Source organism: Nocardia jejuensis NBRC 103114, assembly GCF_001613145.1.
Classification (GTDB): Bacteria; Actinomycetota; Actinomycetes; order Mycobacteriales; family Mycobacteriaceae; genus Nocardia; species Nocardia jejuensis.
Genome location: NZ_BDBU01000023.1, coordinates 117,365 through 136,015, shown reverse-complemented (window position 1 = coordinate 136,015; position 18,651 = coordinate 117,365). Strand labels below are relative to the sequence as shown.

23 protein-coding genes are annotated in these 18,651 nt (G+C 65.6%); 19 read left to right on the top strand and 4 right to left on the bottom strand.

What is annotated here, in order from left to right; genetic code table 11:
• Window positions 1-20: 20 nt before the first annotated feature.
• Window positions 21-2,078 (bottom strand): M13 family metallopeptidase, encoded by a 2,058-nt coding sequence (locus tag NJ1_RS18585; protein WP_245717453.1) that lies wholly within the window; start codon window positions 2,076-2,078, stop codon window positions 21-23.
• Window positions 2,079-2,466: 388 nt separating this feature from the next.
• Between NJ1_RS18585 and rplN the strand changes: the two genes are divergently transcribed.
• The 15 genes from rplN to map all read left to right on the top strand — a co-directional run bounded on the left by rplN (window position 2,467) and on the right by map (window position 11,901).
• Complete coding sequence (gene rplN / locus NJ1_RS18580; protein ID WP_067695790.1) at window positions 2,467-2,835, top strand: 50S ribosomal protein L14; 369 nt, start codon at window positions 2,467-2,469, stop codon at window positions 2,833-2,835.
• A 3-nt stretch (window positions 2,836-2,838) separates the two neighbouring features.
• Window positions 2,839-3,153, top strand: a complete 315-nt coding sequence (gene rplX, locus NJ1_RS18575; protein WP_067695787.1) for a 50S ribosomal protein L24 — start codon at window positions 2,839-2,841, stop codon at window positions 3,151-3,153.
• 1 nt (window position 3,154) lies between these two features.
• Complete coding sequence (gene rplE, locus NJ1_RS18570) at window positions 3,155-3,721, top strand: 50S ribosomal protein L5 (protein WP_067695784.1); 567 nt, start codon at window positions 3,155-3,157, stop codon at window positions 3,719-3,721.
• Between the two features lie 4 nt (window positions 3,722-3,725).
• Window positions 3,726-3,911 (top strand): type Z 30S ribosomal protein S14, encoded by a 186-nt coding sequence (locus NJ1_RS18565; protein ID WP_067695781.1) that lies wholly within the window; start codon window positions 3,726-3,728, stop codon window positions 3,909-3,911.
• Between the two features lie 224 nt (window positions 3,912-4,135).
• Entirely contained in the window at window positions 4,136-5,053 is a 918-nt protein-coding gene (locus NJ1_RS18560) for an LLM class F420-dependent oxidoreductase (protein WP_067695778.1), read from the top strand.
• A gap of 232 nt (window positions 5,054-5,285) precedes the next feature.
• Window positions 5,286-6,068 (top strand): LppU/SCO3897 family protein, encoded by a 783-nt coding sequence (locus NJ1_RS18555; RefSeq protein WP_157574080.1) that lies wholly within the window; start codon window positions 5,286-5,288, stop codon window positions 6,066-6,068.
• 260 nt (window positions 6,069-6,328) lie between these two features.
• Window positions 6,329-6,727: a 30S ribosomal protein S8 gene (gene rpsH, locus NJ1_RS18550; RefSeq protein ID WP_067695772.1), complete on the top strand. Its 399-nt coding sequence runs from the start codon at window positions 6,329-6,331 to the stop codon at window positions 6,725-6,727.
• 14 nt (window positions 6,728-6,741) lie between these two features.
• Window positions 6,742-7,281, top strand: coding sequence for a 50S ribosomal protein L6 (gene rplF, locus NJ1_RS18545; RefSeq protein ID WP_067695769.1), 540 nt, complete (start codon window positions 6,742-6,744; stop codon window positions 7,279-7,281).
• Window positions 7,282-7,284: 3 nt separating this feature from the next.
• Complete coding sequence (gene rplR, locus NJ1_RS18540; protein WP_067695767.1) at window positions 7,285-7,692, top strand: 50S ribosomal protein L18; 408 nt, start codon at window positions 7,285-7,287, stop codon at window positions 7,690-7,692.
• A gap of 31 nt (window positions 7,693-7,723) precedes the next feature.
• A complete protein-coding gene (gene rpsE, locus NJ1_RS18535) occupies window positions 7,724-8,380 on the top strand; it encodes a 30S ribosomal protein S5 (RefSeq protein WP_067695764.1) in 657 nt (218 codons plus the stop codon).
• Between the two features lies 1 nt (window position 8,381).
• On the top strand, window positions 8,382-8,567 hold the full coding sequence (gene rpmD, locus NJ1_RS18530) for a 50S ribosomal protein L30 (RefSeq protein ID WP_067695761.1): 186 nt from the start codon (window positions 8,382-8,384) through the stop codon (window positions 8,565-8,567).
• The gene (rplO, locus tag NJ1_RS18525; RefSeq protein ID WP_067695758.1) at window positions 8,564-9,010 is read left to right on the top strand and encodes a 50S ribosomal protein L15; all 447 of its coding nucleotides are present in this window, start codon (window positions 8,564-8,566) and stop codon (window positions 9,008-9,010) included. Before rpmD ends, rplO begins: the two co-directional genes overlap by 4 nt.
• 228 nt (window positions 9,011-9,238) lie before the next feature.
• Window positions 9,239-10,558, top strand: a complete 1,320-nt coding sequence (gene secY / locus NJ1_RS18520; RefSeq protein ID WP_067695755.1) for a preprotein translocase subunit SecY — start codon at window positions 9,239-9,241, stop codon at window positions 10,556-10,558.
• On the top strand, window positions 10,555-11,100 hold the full coding sequence (locus NJ1_RS18515; protein WP_067695752.1) for an adenylate kinase: 546 nt from the start codon (window positions 10,555-10,557) through the stop codon (window positions 11,098-11,100). The genes secY and NJ1_RS18515 overlap by 4 nt, the downstream gene beginning before the upstream one ends.
• The gene (gene map, locus NJ1_RS18510; protein ID WP_067695749.1) at window positions 11,101-11,901 is read left to right on the top strand and encodes a type I methionyl aminopeptidase; all 801 of its coding nucleotides are present in this window, start codon (window positions 11,101-11,103) and stop codon (window positions 11,899-11,901) included. It abuts the gene before it with no gap.
• A 154-nt stretch (window positions 11,902-12,055) separates the two neighbouring features.
• Here the strand turns inward: map and NJ1_RS40060 are convergent, their stop codons facing one another.
• From NJ1_RS40060 to dtd, 3 genes are all read right to left on the bottom strand, one after another.
• A complete protein-coding gene (locus NJ1_RS40060; protein ID WP_176580407.1) occupies window positions 12,056-12,586 on the bottom strand; it encodes a hypothetical protein in 531 nt (176 codons plus the stop codon).
• Between the two features lie 382 nt (window positions 12,587-12,968).
• On the bottom strand, window positions 12,969-13,931 hold the full coding sequence (locus NJ1_RS18500; RefSeq protein WP_218025227.1) for a hypothetical protein: 963 nt from the start codon (window positions 13,929-13,931) through the stop codon (window positions 12,969-12,971).
• A gap of 375 nt (window positions 13,932-14,306) precedes the next feature.
• Complete coding sequence (gene dtd / locus NJ1_RS18495; protein ID WP_067695741.1) at window positions 14,307-14,750, bottom strand: D-aminoacyl-tRNA deacylase; 444 nt, start codon at window positions 14,748-14,750, stop codon at window positions 14,307-14,309.
• A gap of 198 nt (window positions 14,751-14,948) precedes the next feature.
• Here dtd and NJ1_RS18490 point away from each other — a divergent pair, with 198 nt between their 5' ends.
• From NJ1_RS18490 to NJ1_RS18475, 4 genes are all read left to right on the top strand, one after another.
• Entirely contained in the window at window positions 14,949-16,898 is a 1,950-nt protein-coding gene (locus NJ1_RS18490; RefSeq protein ID WP_067695738.1) for a hypothetical protein, read from the top strand.
• Window positions 16,895-17,683 (top strand): ESX secretion-associated protein EspG, encoded by a 789-nt coding sequence (locus NJ1_RS18485; protein WP_067695735.1) that lies wholly within the window; start codon window positions 16,895-16,897, stop codon window positions 17,681-17,683. The genes NJ1_RS18490 and NJ1_RS18485 overlap by 4 nt, the downstream gene beginning before the upstream one ends.
• A gap of 132 nt (window positions 17,684-17,815) precedes the next feature.
• The gene (locus NJ1_RS18480; protein WP_157574078.1) at window positions 17,816-18,130 is read left to right on the top strand and encodes a hypothetical protein; all 315 of its coding nucleotides are present in this window, start codon (window positions 17,816-17,818) and stop codon (window positions 18,128-18,130) included.
• A gap of 10 nt (window positions 18,131-18,140) precedes the next feature.
• Window positions 18,141-18,638, top strand: a complete 498-nt coding sequence (locus tag NJ1_RS18475) for a YbaB/EbfC family nucleoid-associated protein (protein ID WP_067695729.1) — start codon at window positions 18,141-18,143, stop codon at window positions 18,636-18,638.
• Window positions 18,639-18,651 lie beyond the last annotated feature (13 nt).

Genomic DNA, 18,651 nt, shown 5'->3' with positions numbered 1-18,651 from the left:
TTCCTGTCCGCGCTGGCGGGTCAGAAGACGACGCGCTGATCCTCGGGCAGGTACATCGGGTCGCTCTGGCGCACCTGGAAGGTGGTGTAGAACTCCGGCAGATTGCGCACCACCTGATTGGCGCGGAACTCGGCGGGAGAGTGCGGATCCTCGGCGATCTGCATCTGCACGTACTCGGTGGTGGCCTTGGTCCGCCAGGTGCGTGCCCAGGCCTCGAACATCGGCTTGTAGTCCGGTGTCTCGACGCCGCGGCGCTGTTCGGCGATCGCGTACGCGGCCAGCGCCATCTGCAATCCGTGGATGTCGGCCACGTTCTCCCCGAGCGTGAGCTCGCCGTTGACCCGCTGCTCGGGCCTGCACCCCTCGGGCACCAGCGCGCTGTACTGCGCGACGACCTTGTCGGTGCGCGACTTGAACGCGGCACGATCGGCGGGCGTCCACCAGTCGTGCAGATTGCCGTTGCCGTCGTACTGCGAGCCCTGATCGTCGAAGCCGTGCCCGATCTCGTGCCCTATCACCGCGCCGACCGCCGCGTAGTTCACCGCGGCGATCGCATCCGGATCGAAGAACGGCGGCTGCAGGAACGCGGCGGGGAACACGATCTCGTTGTTGACCGGGTTGTAGTAGGCGTTCACCGTCTGCGGCGACATCCCCCACTCGGACTTGTCGACCGGCTTGCCGAGCTTGTCGAAATCGCGGCGGGTGTGGAACATCTCGGCCGCCAGCACCGACTCCAGCAGTTTCCCGCGGGTGATCTTCAGCCCCGAGAAGTCCTGCCACTTGTCCGGGTAGCCGATCTTGGTGTCGATCTTCTCCAGCTTGGCCAGCGCCGCGTCCCGGGTCGGCTGTGACATCCAGGTGGAGCCGCGAAAATCGTCGCGGTAGGCGGCCATCAGATCGGCCACCATCTCCAGGGCGCGCTTCTTGGCGTCGGGCGGGAAGTGCTGGGCCACATAGAGTTTGCCGAGCTGCTCGCCGACCTCGCCGGTGACCACGTCGAGCCCGTCGCGCCATCGCTCGCGCGGCTTCGCCATGCCCTGCAGGTCCTTGACGAAGAAGTCGAAGTACGGGTCGTGGAACGACGCGGGCAGGAACCGCGCGAACTTGTTGAGCACCGACAGCTTCAGGTAGTCCTTCCACATCCCGAGATCGGTGTCCTGCCAGACGGTTCCGGCGTGGGTCAGGTACGAAGGCTGCTCCACTATGACCGAATCGAACAGGTTCCGGGGTCGGTCGGTGGCTCCGGCGAGCCACTGGTCCCACTCGAATTGCGGTGCGAGCGCGACCATTTCGTCCCACCGCAGTTTGTTGTAGGTGGCCTCGGGATCGCGCAGGCGCACGTTGTCCCAGAAGCCGGCGGCGATCCGCGTCTCCAGCTCCACGACCCGCGCGGCCGTGCCGCCCGGATCGGCGAAACCGGCGGCGGTGGCGATGCGGCCCAGGTAGGCGCGGTACCCGGACACCTTGTCCGCGTACTCGGGCTTGCGGTAGTACTGCTCCGGCAGTCCCAGCCCGCTCTGCCCGACCGAGGCGATGGTGGCGGTCGACTTCTTGGAATCGGCGGTGACGCCGATGCCGATCAGCGCGCCGATCGGCAGTCCGCCCAGCACCCCGGCCAGTTCCGCCTTGCCGGGCGCCGCGTCGATCCGGGCCAGCAGTTCCGATACCGGTGTCAGGCCAAGTTTCTCGATGGCGTCGGTATCCATCCAGGCGTCGTACAGATCCCGGATCTGCTGGGCGGCACTGCCCTGCTCGGGATCCTCGATGCCCTCGACGATGGCCCGCAGTTGCTCCTCGACGCGGTCGTTGACCTCGTCGAAGGTGCCGTAGGAGACCCGGTCCGGCGGCAGCTGATAATCACGCAGCCAGGCGCCGTTGACGCTGCGATAGAGGTCTCGCGCCGGGCCGACCCCGGGATCGCCGCCGGACAGATCGGGGCCGGTCATGGCCCGGGGCGATTCGGTCAGACCGTCCTTGCCGCAGGCGGCGAGCGCCGCGGCGGCGGGGGCCAGCCCGAGGGCGATGAGGATCTTGCGGCGAGAGAGACTCGAAGCTGCTGGACGTCCCGGCAAGGTCACGCGGTTCCTCTCCTGAGAACTCGAGGTTGTAGCCAATCGGTTGCTAGGGGGAGTGCGACAGCGAGGCTACCCACATTCGGGACCGGTCGCGGGGGATGATCGCGGCGTCGGCTCCGTCACATCGGCGGCGCCGAGCCCCCACATCGGCGGCGCCGAGGCCCCCGATTTGGGGTCGACCTGCGGCGAAGCTACACTTGACCGGTTGTCTGCGGGACCTGTACCCGCACTCCGGCCGCGAACCCCCAGTGGCGAATGATCCCTGATCATGCAAAACCGCTGGCAGGCGCGCGTTTGCATCCCCCCGGGGAGGCGTTCCGAAGGACAACTGACCATGCCCGTCGGGTCGGCAATCCGGCGTGCATATCGTCCAGGTCTAGGAGGAGCTGAAGTGATTCAGCAAGAGTCGCGACTGCGCGTCGCCGACAACACGGGTGCCAAGGAAATCCTTTGCATCCGCGTGCTCGGTGGTTCGTCGCGTCGCTATGCCGGTATCGGCGACATCATCGTCGCCACCGTGAAGGACGCCATCCCCGGTGGCAACGTCAAGAAGGGCGAGGTCGTCAAGGCCGTCGTCGTGCGCACCGTCAAGGAGCGTCGTCGCCCGGACGGCTCGTACATCAAGTTCGACGAGAACGCAGCGGTGCTGATCAAGCCGGACAACGATCCGCGCGGCACCCGCATCTTCGGCCCGGTCGGCCGTGAGCTGCGTGAGAAGAAGTTCATGAAGATCGTGTCGCTGGCTCCGGAGGTGCTCTGACTTATGAAGGTGCACAAGGGCGATACCGTCATCGTCGTCTCGGGCAAGGACAAGGGCGCTAAGGGCAAGGTCATTCAGGCCTTCCCCGCGACCGGCAAGGTCCTGGTCGAGGGCGTGAACCGGATCAAGAAGCACGTCGCGAACTCCGCGAACCAGCGTGGTGCCAGCTCGGGCGGCATCGTCACGCAGGAAGCCGCTATCCAGGCCTCCAACGTGATGGTCGTCGACTCCGACGGCAACCCCACTCGCGTGGGTTACCGCACCGATGAGAACGGCAAGCGCGTTCGCATCTCCCGTCGTAACGGGAAGGACATCTGAGATGACTTCGACCGAGAACAAGGTCCAGCCCCGGCTGAAGACTCGCTACCGCGAGGAAATCAAGCCCGCGCTGAACACCGAATTCAGCTACGCGAACGTGATGCAGATCCCGGGCGTCGTGAAGGTTGTCGTGAACATGGGTGTCGGCGACGCCGCCCGTGACGCGAAGCTGATCAACGGCGCTGTCGCGGACCTGACCCTGATCACCGGCCAGAAGCCGGAGATCCGCAAGGCCACCAAGTCCATCGCGCAGTTCAAGCTTCGCGAGGGCATGCCGATCGGCGCGAAGGTCACCCTTCGTGGCGACCGCATGTGGGAGTTCCTGGATCGCCTGATCTCCATCGCGCTGCCGCGTATCCGCGACTTCCGCGGCCTGTCGCCGAAGCAGTTCGACGGCAACGGCAACTACACGTTCGGCCTCTCGGAGCAGTCCATGTTCCACGAGATCGATGTGGACCGGATCGACCGTCCGCGCGGTATGGACATCACCGTCGTGACCACGGCGACCAACAACGAGGAAGGCCGCGCCCTCCTCAAGCACCTCGGCTTCCCGTTCAAGGAGAACTGAGCACATGGCTAAGAAAGCTCTCGTCAACAAGGCCAACGCGAAGCCGAAGTTCGCTGTCCGCGCCTACACCCGCTGCCAGCGTTGCGGTCGCCCGCACGCGGTCTACCGCAAGTTCGGCCTGTGCCGTATCTGCCTGCGCGAGATGGCCCACCGCGGCGAACTCCCGGGCGTGCACAAGTCGTCCTGGTGACCCGACCAGCCTCGCGCTGATCGACTGAACCCCGAAGGCCCCCACCGAGATTCGTCTCGGTGGGGGCCTTCGGCGTCCGTGCGAGACCGATGCCGCCGTATCACGGACAGGTATGACGAGAGGCGGGCGAGCCCCCGCCGTTCGGCCCGTTCGGTGTCGGACGATCGAAATGTCCACCTGTTCGGCGGGCGGCCTATGCTCCTTTCGGACGAGAGGAGAGGTGGATGCGAATCGGCATTCTGCTCGATGAGGGCCGCGGCCCCGATGCCCTGGTGCGACTGACCGATGAGGTAGCAGCGGCTGCTGGGGACGGGTTTGCTTCCGCCTGGCTGCCCCATATTTTCGGCCTGGACGCGCTTACCGCGCTGGCGGTCGCGGGTAGTCGGGTGCCGGGCATCGAATTGGGTCCTGCCGTCGTGCCCACCTACCCTCGGCATCCCGCCGCGCTCGCGCAGCAGGCGCGCACCACCGCGCTTGCTCTGGGGCCGGACCGGCTGACCCTCGGTATCGGGCTGTCTCATCGCATCGTGATCGAGAATATGTTCGGCCTGGATTACGACCGCCCGGCGCGGCACATGCGTGAATACCTCTCGGTCCTGTCACCGCTGCTGGCTGGTGAACCGGTCTCGTTCGAGGGAGAAACCTTGCGCGCCAACGTGATCCTGTCCACGCCGGCTGAGGGGCGGATCCCGGTACTGCTGGCCGCACTCGGTCCGCACATGCTCAAACTCGCGGGCAAGGCCACCGCGGGCACCATTCTGTGGATGACCGGACCGGTCACCATCGCCGGCCACATCGCCCCGGTGATCACCGAGGCCGCGACGGCAGCGGGCCGCCCCGCCCCGCGTATCGTCTGCAATCTCCCGATCTGCGTCACCGACGATCCTGACACCGCCCGCGCAGCGGCCGGGGAAGCCTTCGCCGTATACGGCACCCTCCCGTCCTATCGCGCCATGATGGATCGCGAAGGTGCGGCGGGCCCCGCTGACCTGGCTGTCATCGGCACCGAAGAGCAGGTAGCCACCCAACTCGCGACCATCGCCGCGGCCGGGGCCACCGATTTCGTCGGCAGCATCTACACCCGAAACGACACTCGAACTCGAAAGTTCCTGTCCGAGTTCGCATCCGACGCGAACAGCTGATATCGCGAGGAGTCTCCGATCGCCATCGCGCCGATTCGGCCGCGGTCCCTGACCGAGCTCGAATCCGGCGTCGCCGAGCGCCTCGGTTTCCCGTTTGTCGTAGTCGTACCGGCCCGCTACGGTGACTGCCGTCGGATATCGACAGGCGAGCCGGGCGGATCCGCATGCGCTGGCCTGTGGGGGTAGAGGATTCGCGGACGAACGATCCGCCGAATCGGGGGAGGGTTCTCGAATGCGCTGGGTAATCGCTGTGTTGGCACTCGTGCTGGCGCTGTTCACGACCGGTTGCGGTCTGATCGACGGGATATCGTCCGCGCAGCCGGGTGACTGTGTGAAGAAGTCCGGGGAGGACAGCTTCGACAAGGTGTCCTGCGATGCCTCCGACGCGGGTTTCGTGGTGTTGGCGCGCGCCGGTTCCGGTAACGCGCAGAAGGAATGCATCGACGTCGCGGGCACCGAATACGTCTACTACGACAAGGGCGACGGTTCGATCTGCGTCGGTATCAAGGGCGCCGACACCGCGCAGGCGGTGAACGCGGCCCAGAAGGGCGACTGCCTCACCGACACCGCGGGCAACGACGTCAAGAAGGCCGACTGCGCCTCGCCCGCGGCCGTCTACCGCGTCCTCGAACGCCGCGAGACGACCAGCTTCTCCTCGAACATGGCCTGCGACAAGGTCGCCGGCACCCAGACCTCCTACAGCTACGTCCTCAAATCCAAGAGCGGTATCGGCTCGATCGGCTCCGGCGTCGCATTCTGTTTGATCGCAAAGGATTCCGACCCCACCCGCACGATCGACAACGCCAAAGTCGGCGACTGCCTGAAGAAAAAAGGCTCCGAAGACGTAGAGATCACCCCCTGCGCGAGCCCCGACGCCGAATACGAAATCCTGAACGACGCGATGCTCAGCGACTCCATGTGCGATCGAGTCAAAGGCTCCATAGCCACCTACAGCTACACCCCCGCCGCCTCCTTCAGCCTCCCCAAAACCCTCTGCCTCGGCGCAGCCGGCTGATCTCCGCCGTGAGCCCGCTCACTCCGAATCGGTGTACCGCTACCCCGATTTGGTGAGCTCAGGGGCGTTGCCTACACTAGGACGGTTGCTCGGGCACCACTATGTCCGCACGCGTCGGCGTGCTGGGCGTGTTTCGAGCCTCGAAGAATGATCCGGTCGCACCTTATGTCGACCGGACCGCCCCGAATTGTCGTAGGCCCACGACCGCCGAAATGACGGTGTTGGATGGGAACCGCGGCGAGAAAGGTAACGGTCAACACATGACCATGACTGACCCCATTGCAGACTTCTTGACTCGTCTGCGCAACGCCAACTCGGCGTACCACGATCAGGTGAAGGCGCCGCACTCGAAGATCAAGGTGAACATCGCCGAGATCCTCAAGCGCGAGGGCTACATCACCGACTTCCGCGTCGAAGACGCCCCCGTCGGTAAGGCGCTCGTCGTCGACCTCAAGTACGGCCCGAGCCGTGAGCGCAGCCTGCAGGGCCTGCGTCGCGTGTCGAAGCCCGGCTTGCGTGTGTACGCGAAGTCCACCAACCTGCCCAAGGTGCTCGGTGGCCTGGGCGTGGCGATCATCTCCACGTCCACCGGCCTCCTGACGGACCGTCAGGCCAAGCAGCAAGGTGTAGGCGGGGAAGTCCTCGCCTACGTCTGGTAAGGGAGGTAGGAACAATGTCGCGTATCGGTAAGAAGCCGATCCCGGTTCCCGCCGGCGTCGAGGTGAACATCGACGGCCAGAACGTGTCGGTCAAGGGTCCCAAGGGCACCCTGACTCACGTGATCGCCGAACCGATCACCGTCGCCCGCTCGGAGTCCGGTGAGCTCGAGGTCGTTCGTCCGAACGACGAGCGTCAGAACCGCTCGCTCCACGGCCTGACTCGCACCCTGATCAGCAACATGATCGAGGGCGTGACCAAGGGCTACGAGAAGAAGATGGAAATCTTCGGCGTCGGTTACCGCGTGCAGGCCAAGGGCTCGAACCTCGAGTTCGCTCTGGGCTACAGCCACGCCGTGCCGGTCGAGGCCCCGGAAGGCATCACCTTCGCGGTCGAGGCTCCGACCAAGTTCTCGGTGTCGGGTATCGACAAGCAGAAGGTCGGCCAGATCGCAGCGGTGATCCACGGCCTGCGCAAGCCCGACCCGTACAAGGGCAAGGGCATCCGCTACGCCGGCGAGGTCGTTCGCCGCAAGGTCGGAAAGACGGGTAAGTAAGCCATGGCACAAACCGAAAATCAGAAGGCCAAGCGCCTGCCGATCGGTACCGACGCGTCGACCAAGCGTCGTCTGTCCAAGACGCGTCGCCACTTCCGTCTGCGCAAGAAGGTCGTCGGAACGACGGAGCGTCCGCGCCTCGTGGTGCACCGCTCCTCGCGTCACCTGCACGCTCAGCTCATCGACGACTCGATCGGCCAGACCGTGGCCGCCGCGTCCTCGATCGAAGCCGATGTTCGTGCTTTCGAGGGTGACAAGTCCGCCAAGAGCGCCAAGGTCGGCGAGCTCATCGCCGCCCGCGCGAAGGCTGCCGGCGTCGACGCCGTCGTGTTCGACCGTGGTGGTCACGACTACCACGGCCGTATCGCGGCGCTCGCCGATGCCGCCCGTGAAGGTGGGCTGAAGTTCTGATGACTGTTAACACAAACGGAAGGAACGTCTGATGCCGGGACGTCAGCGGCACGGCGGACAGAACAACGGGCCCGCCGGACAGAACAACAACGCAGGTGGCCCGAACGACAACAACCAGCGTGGTGGCGGCCGTGACCGTCGCGGCGGTGGCGATCGTCAGGGCAGCCAGGCCGAGAAGAACCAGCTCGAGCGCGTCGTCGCGATCAACCGCGTCTCCAAGGTCGTGAAGGGTGGTCGTCGCTTCAGCTTCACCGCCCTCGTGATCGTCGGTGACGGCAACGGTCTGGTCGGCGTCGGCTACGGCAAGGCCAAGGAAGTTCCCGCGGCCATCCAGAAGGGTGTCGAGGAGGCTCGCAAGAGCTTCTTCCGCGTCCCGATGATCGGCTCGACCATCGTCCACCCGGTTCAGGGTGAGGCGGCGGCCGGTGTCGTCATGCTGCGTCCGGCTTCGCCCGGTACCGGTGTGATCGCCGGTGGCGCGTGCCGTGCCGTGCTCGAATGCGCTGGTATCCACGACATTCTGTCGAAGTCGCTCGGTAGCGACAACGCCATCAACGTCGTGCACGCCACCGTAGCGGCGCTCAAGCTGCTGCAGCGCCCCGAAGAGGTTGCCGCTCGCCGCGGTCTGCCGATCGAGGATGTTGCTCCGGCCGGAATGCTCCGTGCACGCGCGGGACAGGGGGCCTGACATGGCACAGCTCAAGGTCACTCAGACCAAGTCCAGCATCGGCGCCAAGTCGAATCAGAAGGACTCGCTCCGCACCCTCGGGCTGCGTGGCATCCGTCAGACGGTGGTTCGTGACGACAACGCGCAGAACCGCGGTCTGATCAACGTCGTGCGCCACCTCGTTCAGGTTGAGGAGGTTCAGGCATGACACCGATCAAGTTGCATCACCTGCGTCCTGCTCCTGGTGCCAAGACCGCCAAGACTCGCGTCGGTCGCGGTGAAGGCTCCAAGGGTAAGACCGCGGGCCGCGGTACCAAGGGTACGAAGGCTCGCAAGAATGTTCCGGTCCGCTTCGAGGGCGGGCAGATGCCGATCCACATGCGTCTGCCCAAGCTCAAGGGCTTCAAGAACCCGTTCCGCACCGAGTACCAGGTCGTGAACGTCGGTGACATCGCCCGGGTCTTCCCCAAGGGCGGCACCATCGGCAAGTCCGAGCTCGTCGCCGCAGGTCTCGTTCGCAAGAACGAGCTGGTGAAGGTGCTCGCCGAGGGCGATATCGCTGTGGCCGTTCAGGTCTCGGCGGACAAGTTCTCGGGCTCCGCCACGGAGAAGATCACCGCGGCCGGCGGCACCACCACGGTTCTGGGCTGACCATCCCGTAGCGACACGCCACGCGGTCGCCACGGGACCGTTCCGAGCGACGCGCGAGCTGTCGCCACGGGACCGGTAACCTGAATACACAGCTGACACCGGACGAGTCGAGAGCTCGTCCGGTGTCACTGTTAGAGTTCAAGTGTTGTCAACACCGTCATGGGGATCGGCGCCTTCCGATAATCGCTGAATCCATGGCCTGACCCATGTCGTTCGCCAGGAGGATGTGTGCTTTCCGCCTTCGTGTCGGCTTTCCGGACTCCGGACTTACGGCGGAAGATTCTCTTCACGCTGGGCCTGATCGCGCTCTACCGGATCGGTGCCGCGCTGCCCTCACCGGGCGTCAGCTACAAGAACATCCAGGAATGCGTCGACCTGGTATCCGGTGGTGACTCAGCCGGTATTTACCAGCTCATCAATCTCTTCTCCGGCGGTGCGCTGCTGCAGCTTTCGGTGTTCGCGATCGGCATCATGCCGTACATCACCGCGAGCATCATCATCCAGCTGCTGACCGTCGTGATTCCGCGGTTCGAGGAACTGCGAAAAGAAGGCCAATCGGGTCAGAACAAGATGACCCAGTACACCCGGTACCTCTCGGTCGCTCTGGCGGTCCTGCAGGCCACGGGTCTGGTGGCGCTCGCTTCGCGCGGACAACTGCTGCGCGGGTGCCCCAAGGACATTCTCGACGACACCTCCATCTTCGGCATGATCATCATCGTGCTGGTCATGACGGCCGGTGCGTCGCTGGTCATGTGGTTCGGCGAGCAGATCACCGAGCGCGGTGTCGGCAACGGCATGTCGCTGCTGATCTTCGCTGGTATCGCGGCCCGTATCCCGTCCGAGGGCAAGACGATCTGGGACAGCGGTTCCCACATCAAGTTCGGCCTGGTCATCCTGGCCGCGGTCGTCGTCATCGTCGGTGTCATCTTCGTCGAGCAGGGCCAGCGCCGGATTCCGGTGCAGTACGCCAAGCGCGTGGTCGGCCGGAAGATGTACGGCGGGTCCTCCACCTATCTGCCTTTGAAGGTCAACCAGGCAGGCGTGATCCCCGTGATCTTCGCTTCGTCGCTGTTGTACCTGCCCAATCTGCTGGCTCAGCTGACACAGAAGAACACGGGCGATCCCGCCAAGTGGCAGGAGCTGATCCAGAAGTACCTGGTGAACCCGAGCAACCCGGTGTACGTCGGAATCTACTTCGCGCTCATCGTGTTCTTCACCTACTTCTACGTGGCGATCACCTTCAATCCGGAGGAGCGCGCGGACGAGATGAAGAAGTTCGGCGGCTTCATTCCGGGCTATCGCCCCGGCAAGCCGACCGCGGACTACCTCAACTATGTGCTCAGTCGGATCACACTGCCCGGCTCCATCTACCTCGGTGCCGTGGCCGTACTACCCAACGTCTTCCTCAACATCGGCAATAACAGCGGTGTTCAGAGTCTGCCGTTCGGCGGTACCGCTGTGTTGATCATGGTGAGTGTCGGCCTCGATACCGTGAAACAGATCGAGAGCCAGTTGATGAACCGAAACTACGAAGGGTTCCTGAAGTGAGACTCGTACTGCTCGGCCCGCCCGGAGCCGGTAAAGGAACGCAGGCCGAATTGTTGTCGGAAAAGCTCGGTGTTCCGCACATCTCAACCGGGAACCTGTTCCGTACCAACATCGCGGAGCAGACCCCGCTGGGTCGCGAAGCGCAGAAGTACCTCGATGCCGGTGACCTGGTCCCGTCCGACGTGACCAACCGCATGGTCGAGGCTCGGATCGCCGAGCCGGACGCCGGCAACGGGTTCATCCTGGACGGCTACCCGCGCACCGTGGATCAGGCCGAGGCGCTGGAGAAGATGCTGAAGGAGTCGGGCCTCGAGCTCGACGCCGTGCTGTGCTTCGTGGTCGACGAGGACGTGGTGGTCGGTCGCATGCTGGCCCGCGGCCGCGGCGACGACAACGAGGGCGTCATCCGCAACCGCCTGCGCGTGTACCGCGAGGAGACCGAGCCGCTGCTGCAGCACTACGACGGCCACGTGGTGTCGGTCGACGGCATCGGTGAGATCGACGACGTCAACGCGCGCGCACTCGCGGCGCTGGGACGCTGAATGGTCTTCGGCCGTAAGAACAAGAAGGTGGTGCCGTTCCGCACCGCCGGTGAACTCGACGCCATGGCGGCGGCCGGCGAGATCGTCGGCCGTGCCCTGGTGGCGGTGCGCAATGCCGCCAAGCCCGGGGTGTCCACCCTGGAATTGGACGAGGTCGCAGAGCAGCTCATCCGCGAAGCCGGGGCGGTTCCGTCCTTCAAGGGCTACCACGGCTTCCCGGGGTCGATCTGCTCCTCGGTCAACGACCGTGTCGTGCACGGGATCCCGACGGCCGAGGACATCCTCGCCGAGGGCGATCTGGTGTCGATCGACTGCGGCGCGATCCTGGACGGCTGGCACGGCGACTCGGCCTGGACCTTCGGCGTGGGCAACATCATCGATGCCGATCGTCTGCTGAGTGACGCGACCCGGATCTCCATGGAGGCCGGAATCGCCGCCATGCTGCCGGGCAATCGCCTCACCGATGTCTCCTACGCCATCGAAATGGGCACGCGCGCAGCCGAAGCCGAGCACGGCCGGGCCTACGGCATCGTCGACGGCTACGGCGGTCACGCCATCGGCCGCGAGATGCACATGGACCCGTTCCTGCCGAACGAGGGCAAGCCCGGCAAGGGCCCGCTCCTGCGCGTGGGTTCCGTGCTGGCGATCGAGCCCATGCTGACTCTCGGCACCACCGAGACGAAGACCCTCGAGGACGACTGGACCGTCGTCACCACCGACGGCACCCGTGCGGCCCACTGGGAGCACACGGTCGCGGTCACCGAGAACGGTCCGCGCATCCTGACCCTGCGCCCGGAGTAGTTCGCTTCTCCCGCAAGAAGTTCGACGAAGGCCCGCTCCGAATCACGGAGCGGGCCTTCGTTCGCGTTCAGTGTGCGCAGAGTCGGGATGCGCGGCCCTCGGTGTGCGCGGGGCGGCCGGTGTGGCGACCGCGCCGCGCGTAAAGGCTGGTGGCTCAGAGAATGAACGGGAACACGGTCAGGTCCTGGGTCGCGATGCCCGCGCCGGTACCCGCGCCGAGTGCACCGCCGCCTGCGGTCCCGACCGCGACGCCGACGACCGCTCCGATCGCGCCGCCGATGAGCGCTCCGGGAATCGCTCCGAACCCGGCGACCGGCGCTCCGACGAGTCCGCCGATGAGCGCGCCGATTCCGGCTCCGACTACTCCGGCTCCGACCGCGCCGACCCCGGCCCCGATACCGCCGCCGATGACCGCGCCATTGTCCTGGGGCGTGTAATAGGCAATGGGCTGAACGTAATAGGCAGCGGGTTGAACGCCGTTAGAGATTTCCGCACCGCTCACCTCGTGGACCGCGGGCAGGTAGTACGCCAGAGGCTGCACGGCCGGGGCCGACCCGGCCTCGGCGACGGCCGGGTTCGCGCCCGGCTGCACGCTGACCTGCTGTGCGTCGGCGACCGGCTGTGCGGACGCGGTTCCCATCGCGCCGACCAGGGTGATCGCGGACGGTACCGCGACCACCGCCATCGTCCGGAATGCATTCTGGCGGTGAGTATTCCGCCGGTGGCGGCCGGAATTGGTCATCGGATGGTTCCTTTACGTCGAGAGCGCGATGATCTCAGTTTAGTAAAGGCGGTTTCTGGCCACAATTCATCCATATGTCATTCGTGTGAAAGATGTGTGGTGAGGAGCCGATCCGCCCGGCCTGAGCGGACACCCACCGGCCGCTGCGCGACCCCACGCCCGCGACGACGACTGAGCGGGCATACGCCTGTAGCCGGGGCCGTGATCGTCCTCGGGTTGCGCCGCACGGGTCCTGGGACTTGCGATGACAGGCCTCGGCCATCAGCGGCCGGGGCCGTGGTCGGCGGGTGTCGCCGCGCGGCGGGGGCGGGCGCGAAGGTCGGCGTTACCGGTTGAGTTGCTCCAGCAATTGCTCGTAACGGTTCGCGTCGTGGAGGTCACCAGGAGTGAAAGGCGCAGGCTCGCCGCCGATTTCGGTATAGCGCTGCTTCAGGTGTCTCAGCCCGAACGCCGTCACCGGATCAGTCTCCGGGGCTGCTCGAATCAGGCTCTCCCACTGCCCGTATCGGAGACTGCCCTCTCGGACGGACCGCGTGTAGTCGGGGAACGAGCTGTAGAGATCCCTGTTGAATTCGTTGAGCGCAGCGGGATTCAGGCCGTCCCGCTCCAGCGACCAGTTCATGACCTGCCGGGACCACCGGCCACTGTCACCCATGAGCCATGGATGGATGCCGACGAGGCGTCGCTGCAGTTCCGCGGCAGTGCCGTAGGCGTCATAACCCGGTCTGCCTGTCGCACCGTTGTACCATTCGGCCACCGAATGCAACTCGGTGCGGAAGTCATTGAATCGCGGATAGAAAATGACGCCGTGTTCCTGCGCTACCGGGCCGGGTACGAACGCCGACAGCGGATCACGGTCGATCGCGGCTCTCTCCGTATCGGTCAAAGGCCGGTCCAGTTCACGGAACCAGCGGGCTCCTTCCTGGCCTGCCCGCCTCGGTTCCATCACGAGTCCGAATTCCCCTGCCTCGAAGGGCGGTGGAACGTAGGAGAGCAACGGGTTGCCTTCGACGGCGGCGATCTCCTCATCGGTCAACGGCTTCGTCAGCCCGCCCCAGCCCTTGCCACGCCCGTCGGTGAGCACACCACCCCATTCGGGGTTATCGGTGTGCATTTGAAATCGTTTGTGCAGGTCCCGCATGAAGTCGACGGTCAATGGTCGACGGCCGTATTCCCGGGCGGCGAGCCGAGCTTCGAGATGTCCGGCCCACTCGGCTTTTCCGAAGAGGATTTCCGGTCGCGGCTGGCCGGAGACGAGGGCGATGTCCAGGAACTTCCGGTCGATCAACAGTCTCGCCTCGAGCGTCCGCTGAGCGTCGGTGTGTATGCCGAGCTCTGCTTCGAGCCTGCGGATCGTGGTGTCGATCGAGCTGTCGCTCCCGCCCTCACGATGCGCGGTGCTTACCGGTCGAGCACCTTCCTCGGCGGTGTGTGATGACCGTTCCGCATCACGCGCGCTCGCCGCGACCCGCTGCCCACCGCGCTCATCGGCGCCCTCGGACCTGCGCACCGCGTGGCGGATCTCACCGGCCTCGCCCTCGTACCTGGCGTGCAGGTGACCGGCAACCCGGCGACTGAGCAGTTCGTCCAGGTCGTCCCGCAATCGCCGTAACAGCGCATTGGTCTCACCAGCAAAGAAACCGCTCACCGCCGACCATCCCGGTCACGACTCGAGCAGGATTGTGACGGGCCCGTCATTGGTCAACTCCACCTGCATGTGTGCTCCGAACTTCCCGGTCGCGACGGTGGCCCCGAGCTCGCGAAGCGCATCGGCGAAGGCGTCGACGATCGGCTCGGCCACGGCCCCCGGCGCGGCCGCGTTCCAGGACGGCCTGCGCCCCTTCGCCGTATCCGCGTAGAGCGTGAACTGACTGATCACCAGAATCGGCGCGTTCAGATCGGCCGCGGACCGCTCGCCCTCGAGGATTCTGAGCCGGAAGAGCTTGTCGGCCAGCGCCTTCGCGATCGCCTCGGTATCGGAGTGCGTGACCCCCACCAACGCCACCAACCCGTGCGGCGCACCGTGCGCTCCCGGATCGATTCGCCCGACCGTCTCCCCATCCACACTGACCTGCGCCGAACTCACCCGCTGCACCAGTATTCGCACCGGACGATCCTCCCAGATGCCATCGCGCAGCCGATAAGAGCCACAATCGCCTCCACCACCCCACACTTCCGTTGTCGCGCGCCCCGGCCCGCACTCGGCTACCGTCGAACACTGAATTTCCTTGTGCGCCACCGCCAGTTCACGCGCATAGGCTGTGCTGGCACAAAGAGCTGATACCGGGGAGCGACGTAGTAACCGATGGCACCTGACACCAAAGACAACACGGCTTGGCCGGGCCTGAAGACGCAGGCGGGCGCGCACACGTTGCAGTTCGAGCCGCGCGATGCCGCGACGGCCATGCACGCCACGTCCGACATGGTGCGAGACATGCGTGGTTTCAAAGAAGCGGTGACGCACGCGAACCTGAACAATCTGCCGCCGATCGGCAATCTGCCGTCGGGTTCGGCGTTGCAGGCGGCGCTGAGTCGGCGCGGGATCGAGTTCCAGACGGTCATCGACACCCACATCGCGATTCTCACGGACATGCTCGAGACGTTCCGGGCGGCGGGTCAGTCCTACAAGGTCGCGGACGACACCTCCAAAGAGCAGTTCGTGCGGACGAACAACGCCATCGGCGCTCTGCGGGACATCAAGCTCGCGGACGGGGCGGCAGACGTCGGATACAAACCGGGACAGCGGATCGCGGGACTCGGCGACCCGGGTCCCTACGAGGACGATTTCCCCGACAGCCTGAAGAAGCTGCGTGACAACAAGACTCCCGGGGCCAAGGACTCGGTCTACATCCGCTGGGAGAACAAGGACGAGATGGGCTGGGACCAGCTCATCAGCCTGGGGCAGTCGATCAATGCCTCGCCCTACATCTGGGCCGGTCAGGACTGGAAGTCGCTGGCCGACGGGATGGAAAAGAAGCTGGGCGGCTTCATTACCAAGATCGAGGGGCTCAGCAACAGCTGGATCGGCGCCGGGTCCGATGCCGCCCGCGCGGCGGTGCGCGCCTATGGCGAAGATGTGAAGCCGCTGGCCGACACCATGCGACTGGCCGGCGATCTGCTGGATTTCGTCGGCCACTGGCTGGTGTCGACGAAGAACTCGATGCCGACCAAGAAGGAAGACAAGGCCTGCACGGACGACCTGGGCAATTACCGGCGGTACTTCGAGCGTGACTACGTCAACAATGGCAAGGACACGGCGACGGCGATCCCCGTGGTGCCCGGTCCGAAGATGAATGCGCCTGTCGCACCGAAGGTTCCGGGCGATCCAGCCAAACCGGAGAATCCCCCGAAGAAGCAGGAACAGCCGGCGAACCCGGGCGGCGGAACCCAACAGCCGGGCGGCGGCACGCAGCAGCCGGGCGGTGGCAGTCAACAGCAGCCGAAGCCCCAGGACAAGCCGAAGACGCAGGACAAGCCCAAGACGCAAGACAAACCGACTGATCAGACCAAACCGACTGATCAGACCAAGCCCACCGATCAAACAAAGCCCACCGATCAGACCAAGCCCACAACTGATCCGAACGCGACCACCCCGAACACCACGCTGCCGAGCACGTCCCTGCCGTCCACGACGACGCCGGGCACCAGCGGTTCGACGAGCCCCGGTTCGAGCAGCTCCGACAGTGGTCAGGGCCTGTCCCAGTTGACCAGCATGCTCAGTTCGCTGATGAGCGCCGGATCCTCGGCGCTGCAACAGCTGCCGACGCTGCTCACCGCACTCGATACCGCGCTGAAGACCGACGACACCTCGACGCTGGCGCAGTTGCTCGGTGTGCCGGAGGACAAAGTGACCTCGGCGATCGCGCAGATCCAGGAGAACCCGGACAAGCTAGCCGAGTTGTCGCAACTGCTGGGACTCACCACTTCTCCGGACGCCGCGCTTCCGGCGGTGGACGAGGCGCAGATCGTTCCCGTCGCCGGTCTGCCGGCCGACGGCGCGGCCGCGGTGACACCGGTGGTCGGTCAGGTCACCACCGAACCGGCCGCGTTCACGAATCTGTTCGGTGGTCGCGCCGGTATCGACGAGAGCTTCGTGCACTCGGCGCTCGGTGTGACGACGGGGGTCGATGCCGGTCAGCTGGCCGGTTCGGTCACCGCGGGCGCGGATCAGGCGCCGGACCCGGCCGATCTCCTGGAGGCGATCGTCCACGCCGTCGCGGCTCCGGCCGGTCCTGATGCCGAGGTGCAGGCGTGAACTGGGAGTTCACCGACGTCGAGTTCAAGGTGCTGTGCAACCGATACCTGGACGAGTGGGTGCCGGTACCGCTCGCGTACACCAGCCGCACCCGCTATCTCGACGATTACGAGCGTGAGCTCGCCGACGTGGAGGCCCAGCTGGGGGATCGTCTGGACTCCAGCATCGGTGCGGTGTTCGAGACGATTCGCAATCCGGAGGTGTTCGTCATCTCCTCCGGCTGGTGTGACAGCGATACCGACAACCCGGAGAAGCGATTTCGCGCGCACGGTGCCCGGCGTGGCCGGCGTGCGGTCATGGTCACTCAGAAGCCGGGTGAAACCGTCTATCACAGTGGCGGTTTCACCCTGACCGAATGCGACCCGGAGGACCTGCCCGGTCTGCTGGTGGCGCAATTGCCTGCCGCCGAGGCGGCACGCGGATCCGCGGTCCCGATCGTGGTCGAGCCGCCGGAACGCGACCCGTACGAGGTCAAGCAGTCCATGGCCTTCGATTCCTTCGACGACTCCTCCGAAACCCGAAGTCTCGCTTTCCTGTCCAAGCCGGCCGAGTGGACCGGTTTCGTCCGGGTTCTTCAGGGCCGGTCGATCTATGGTCCGCGCGGTGTCATGGAGACGACCATGCTCTGGCGTGATCTGCCCGACGACGGCCGCTATCTCATCGAGCTCGACGAGCCCGAGATGCGGGCGGTGGGGGTGAGCGCGAGCAAGCTCGCCGACCGGATCCAGTACCGGGTCGAGCGCGTACTCGACCACATGGCCGCTCGCGGCGAGGAAGAGGTGTGACCGGATCCGGCGCGGGCGACTCGCCCTGCGCTGATCGGCACTCTCCGTTAACGTTCCGTCAACTGACTGGTCGCTCCGGCCTGTAAGTGTGGGAGCCCCTGCGGTTCTCGCCCCCGAGTGACGGAGTTGATCGTGACCGACCGGTTGGAGTCCTACAAGGACCTGCTGCGCACCGCCTCGAACAAGACCGGCAAGGTGCGCGACGGCATCGATGACGTTGTGGATCAGCTCATTTCGAGCACCGAGGGTCGTGGTGAGCCGTGGGGCAACGACACCATGGGCCGGGGCTTCGCCACCGGTGAGAACGGCTACGTGGCGAGCAGCACCAACATCGTGACGGGCGCTCGCAATATGTCCGGTACGTTCGCCAACTTCTCCAAGGGGCAGTTGGACGCCCTGGCGCTGTTGACGAATATGGATGACGGCAACGCCGGCGCGTACAAGTGAGGCGAGTCCGATGAGCAACGAGCGCGCCCGCGCGGACCTGAACGACATTCTGGAAGGCTTCGCCGACCAGATGCGCACCATCACCGAATTGCAGCGTGAGCGTGCGGCTTTGACCGCGACGGCCACCGTGCGTCAGAAGCGCGTCACGGTGACGGTGAATGCCGAGGGCACCGTGATCGAGACCAAATTCGGTTCCGGCATAGAGGATCTGGACTACGCGGAGATCGCGAAGGCGGTGACCGAGGCGGCGCAGCAGGCATCCGCGGAGGTGGCCGCACGCGGCCGCGAGGTGCTCGCGCCGGTCTCACAGAACCGGGACCGGCTGCCCAAGCTCTCGGATCTGGTGCCCGGCATGCCGGACCTGAGCCGAGAGTTGCGCGCCCCGGAGCCGCCGGTCGTCTCCACCGCCCCGCCCAAATCGCCCGAACGTCTTGCCGCACAGCCGAAGCCCGAGTCGGATGGGTCCGCCGCACCGCGTCGCAGCGCCGCCACCGATTCGGGTTGGTAGCGGGCGGGCTCAC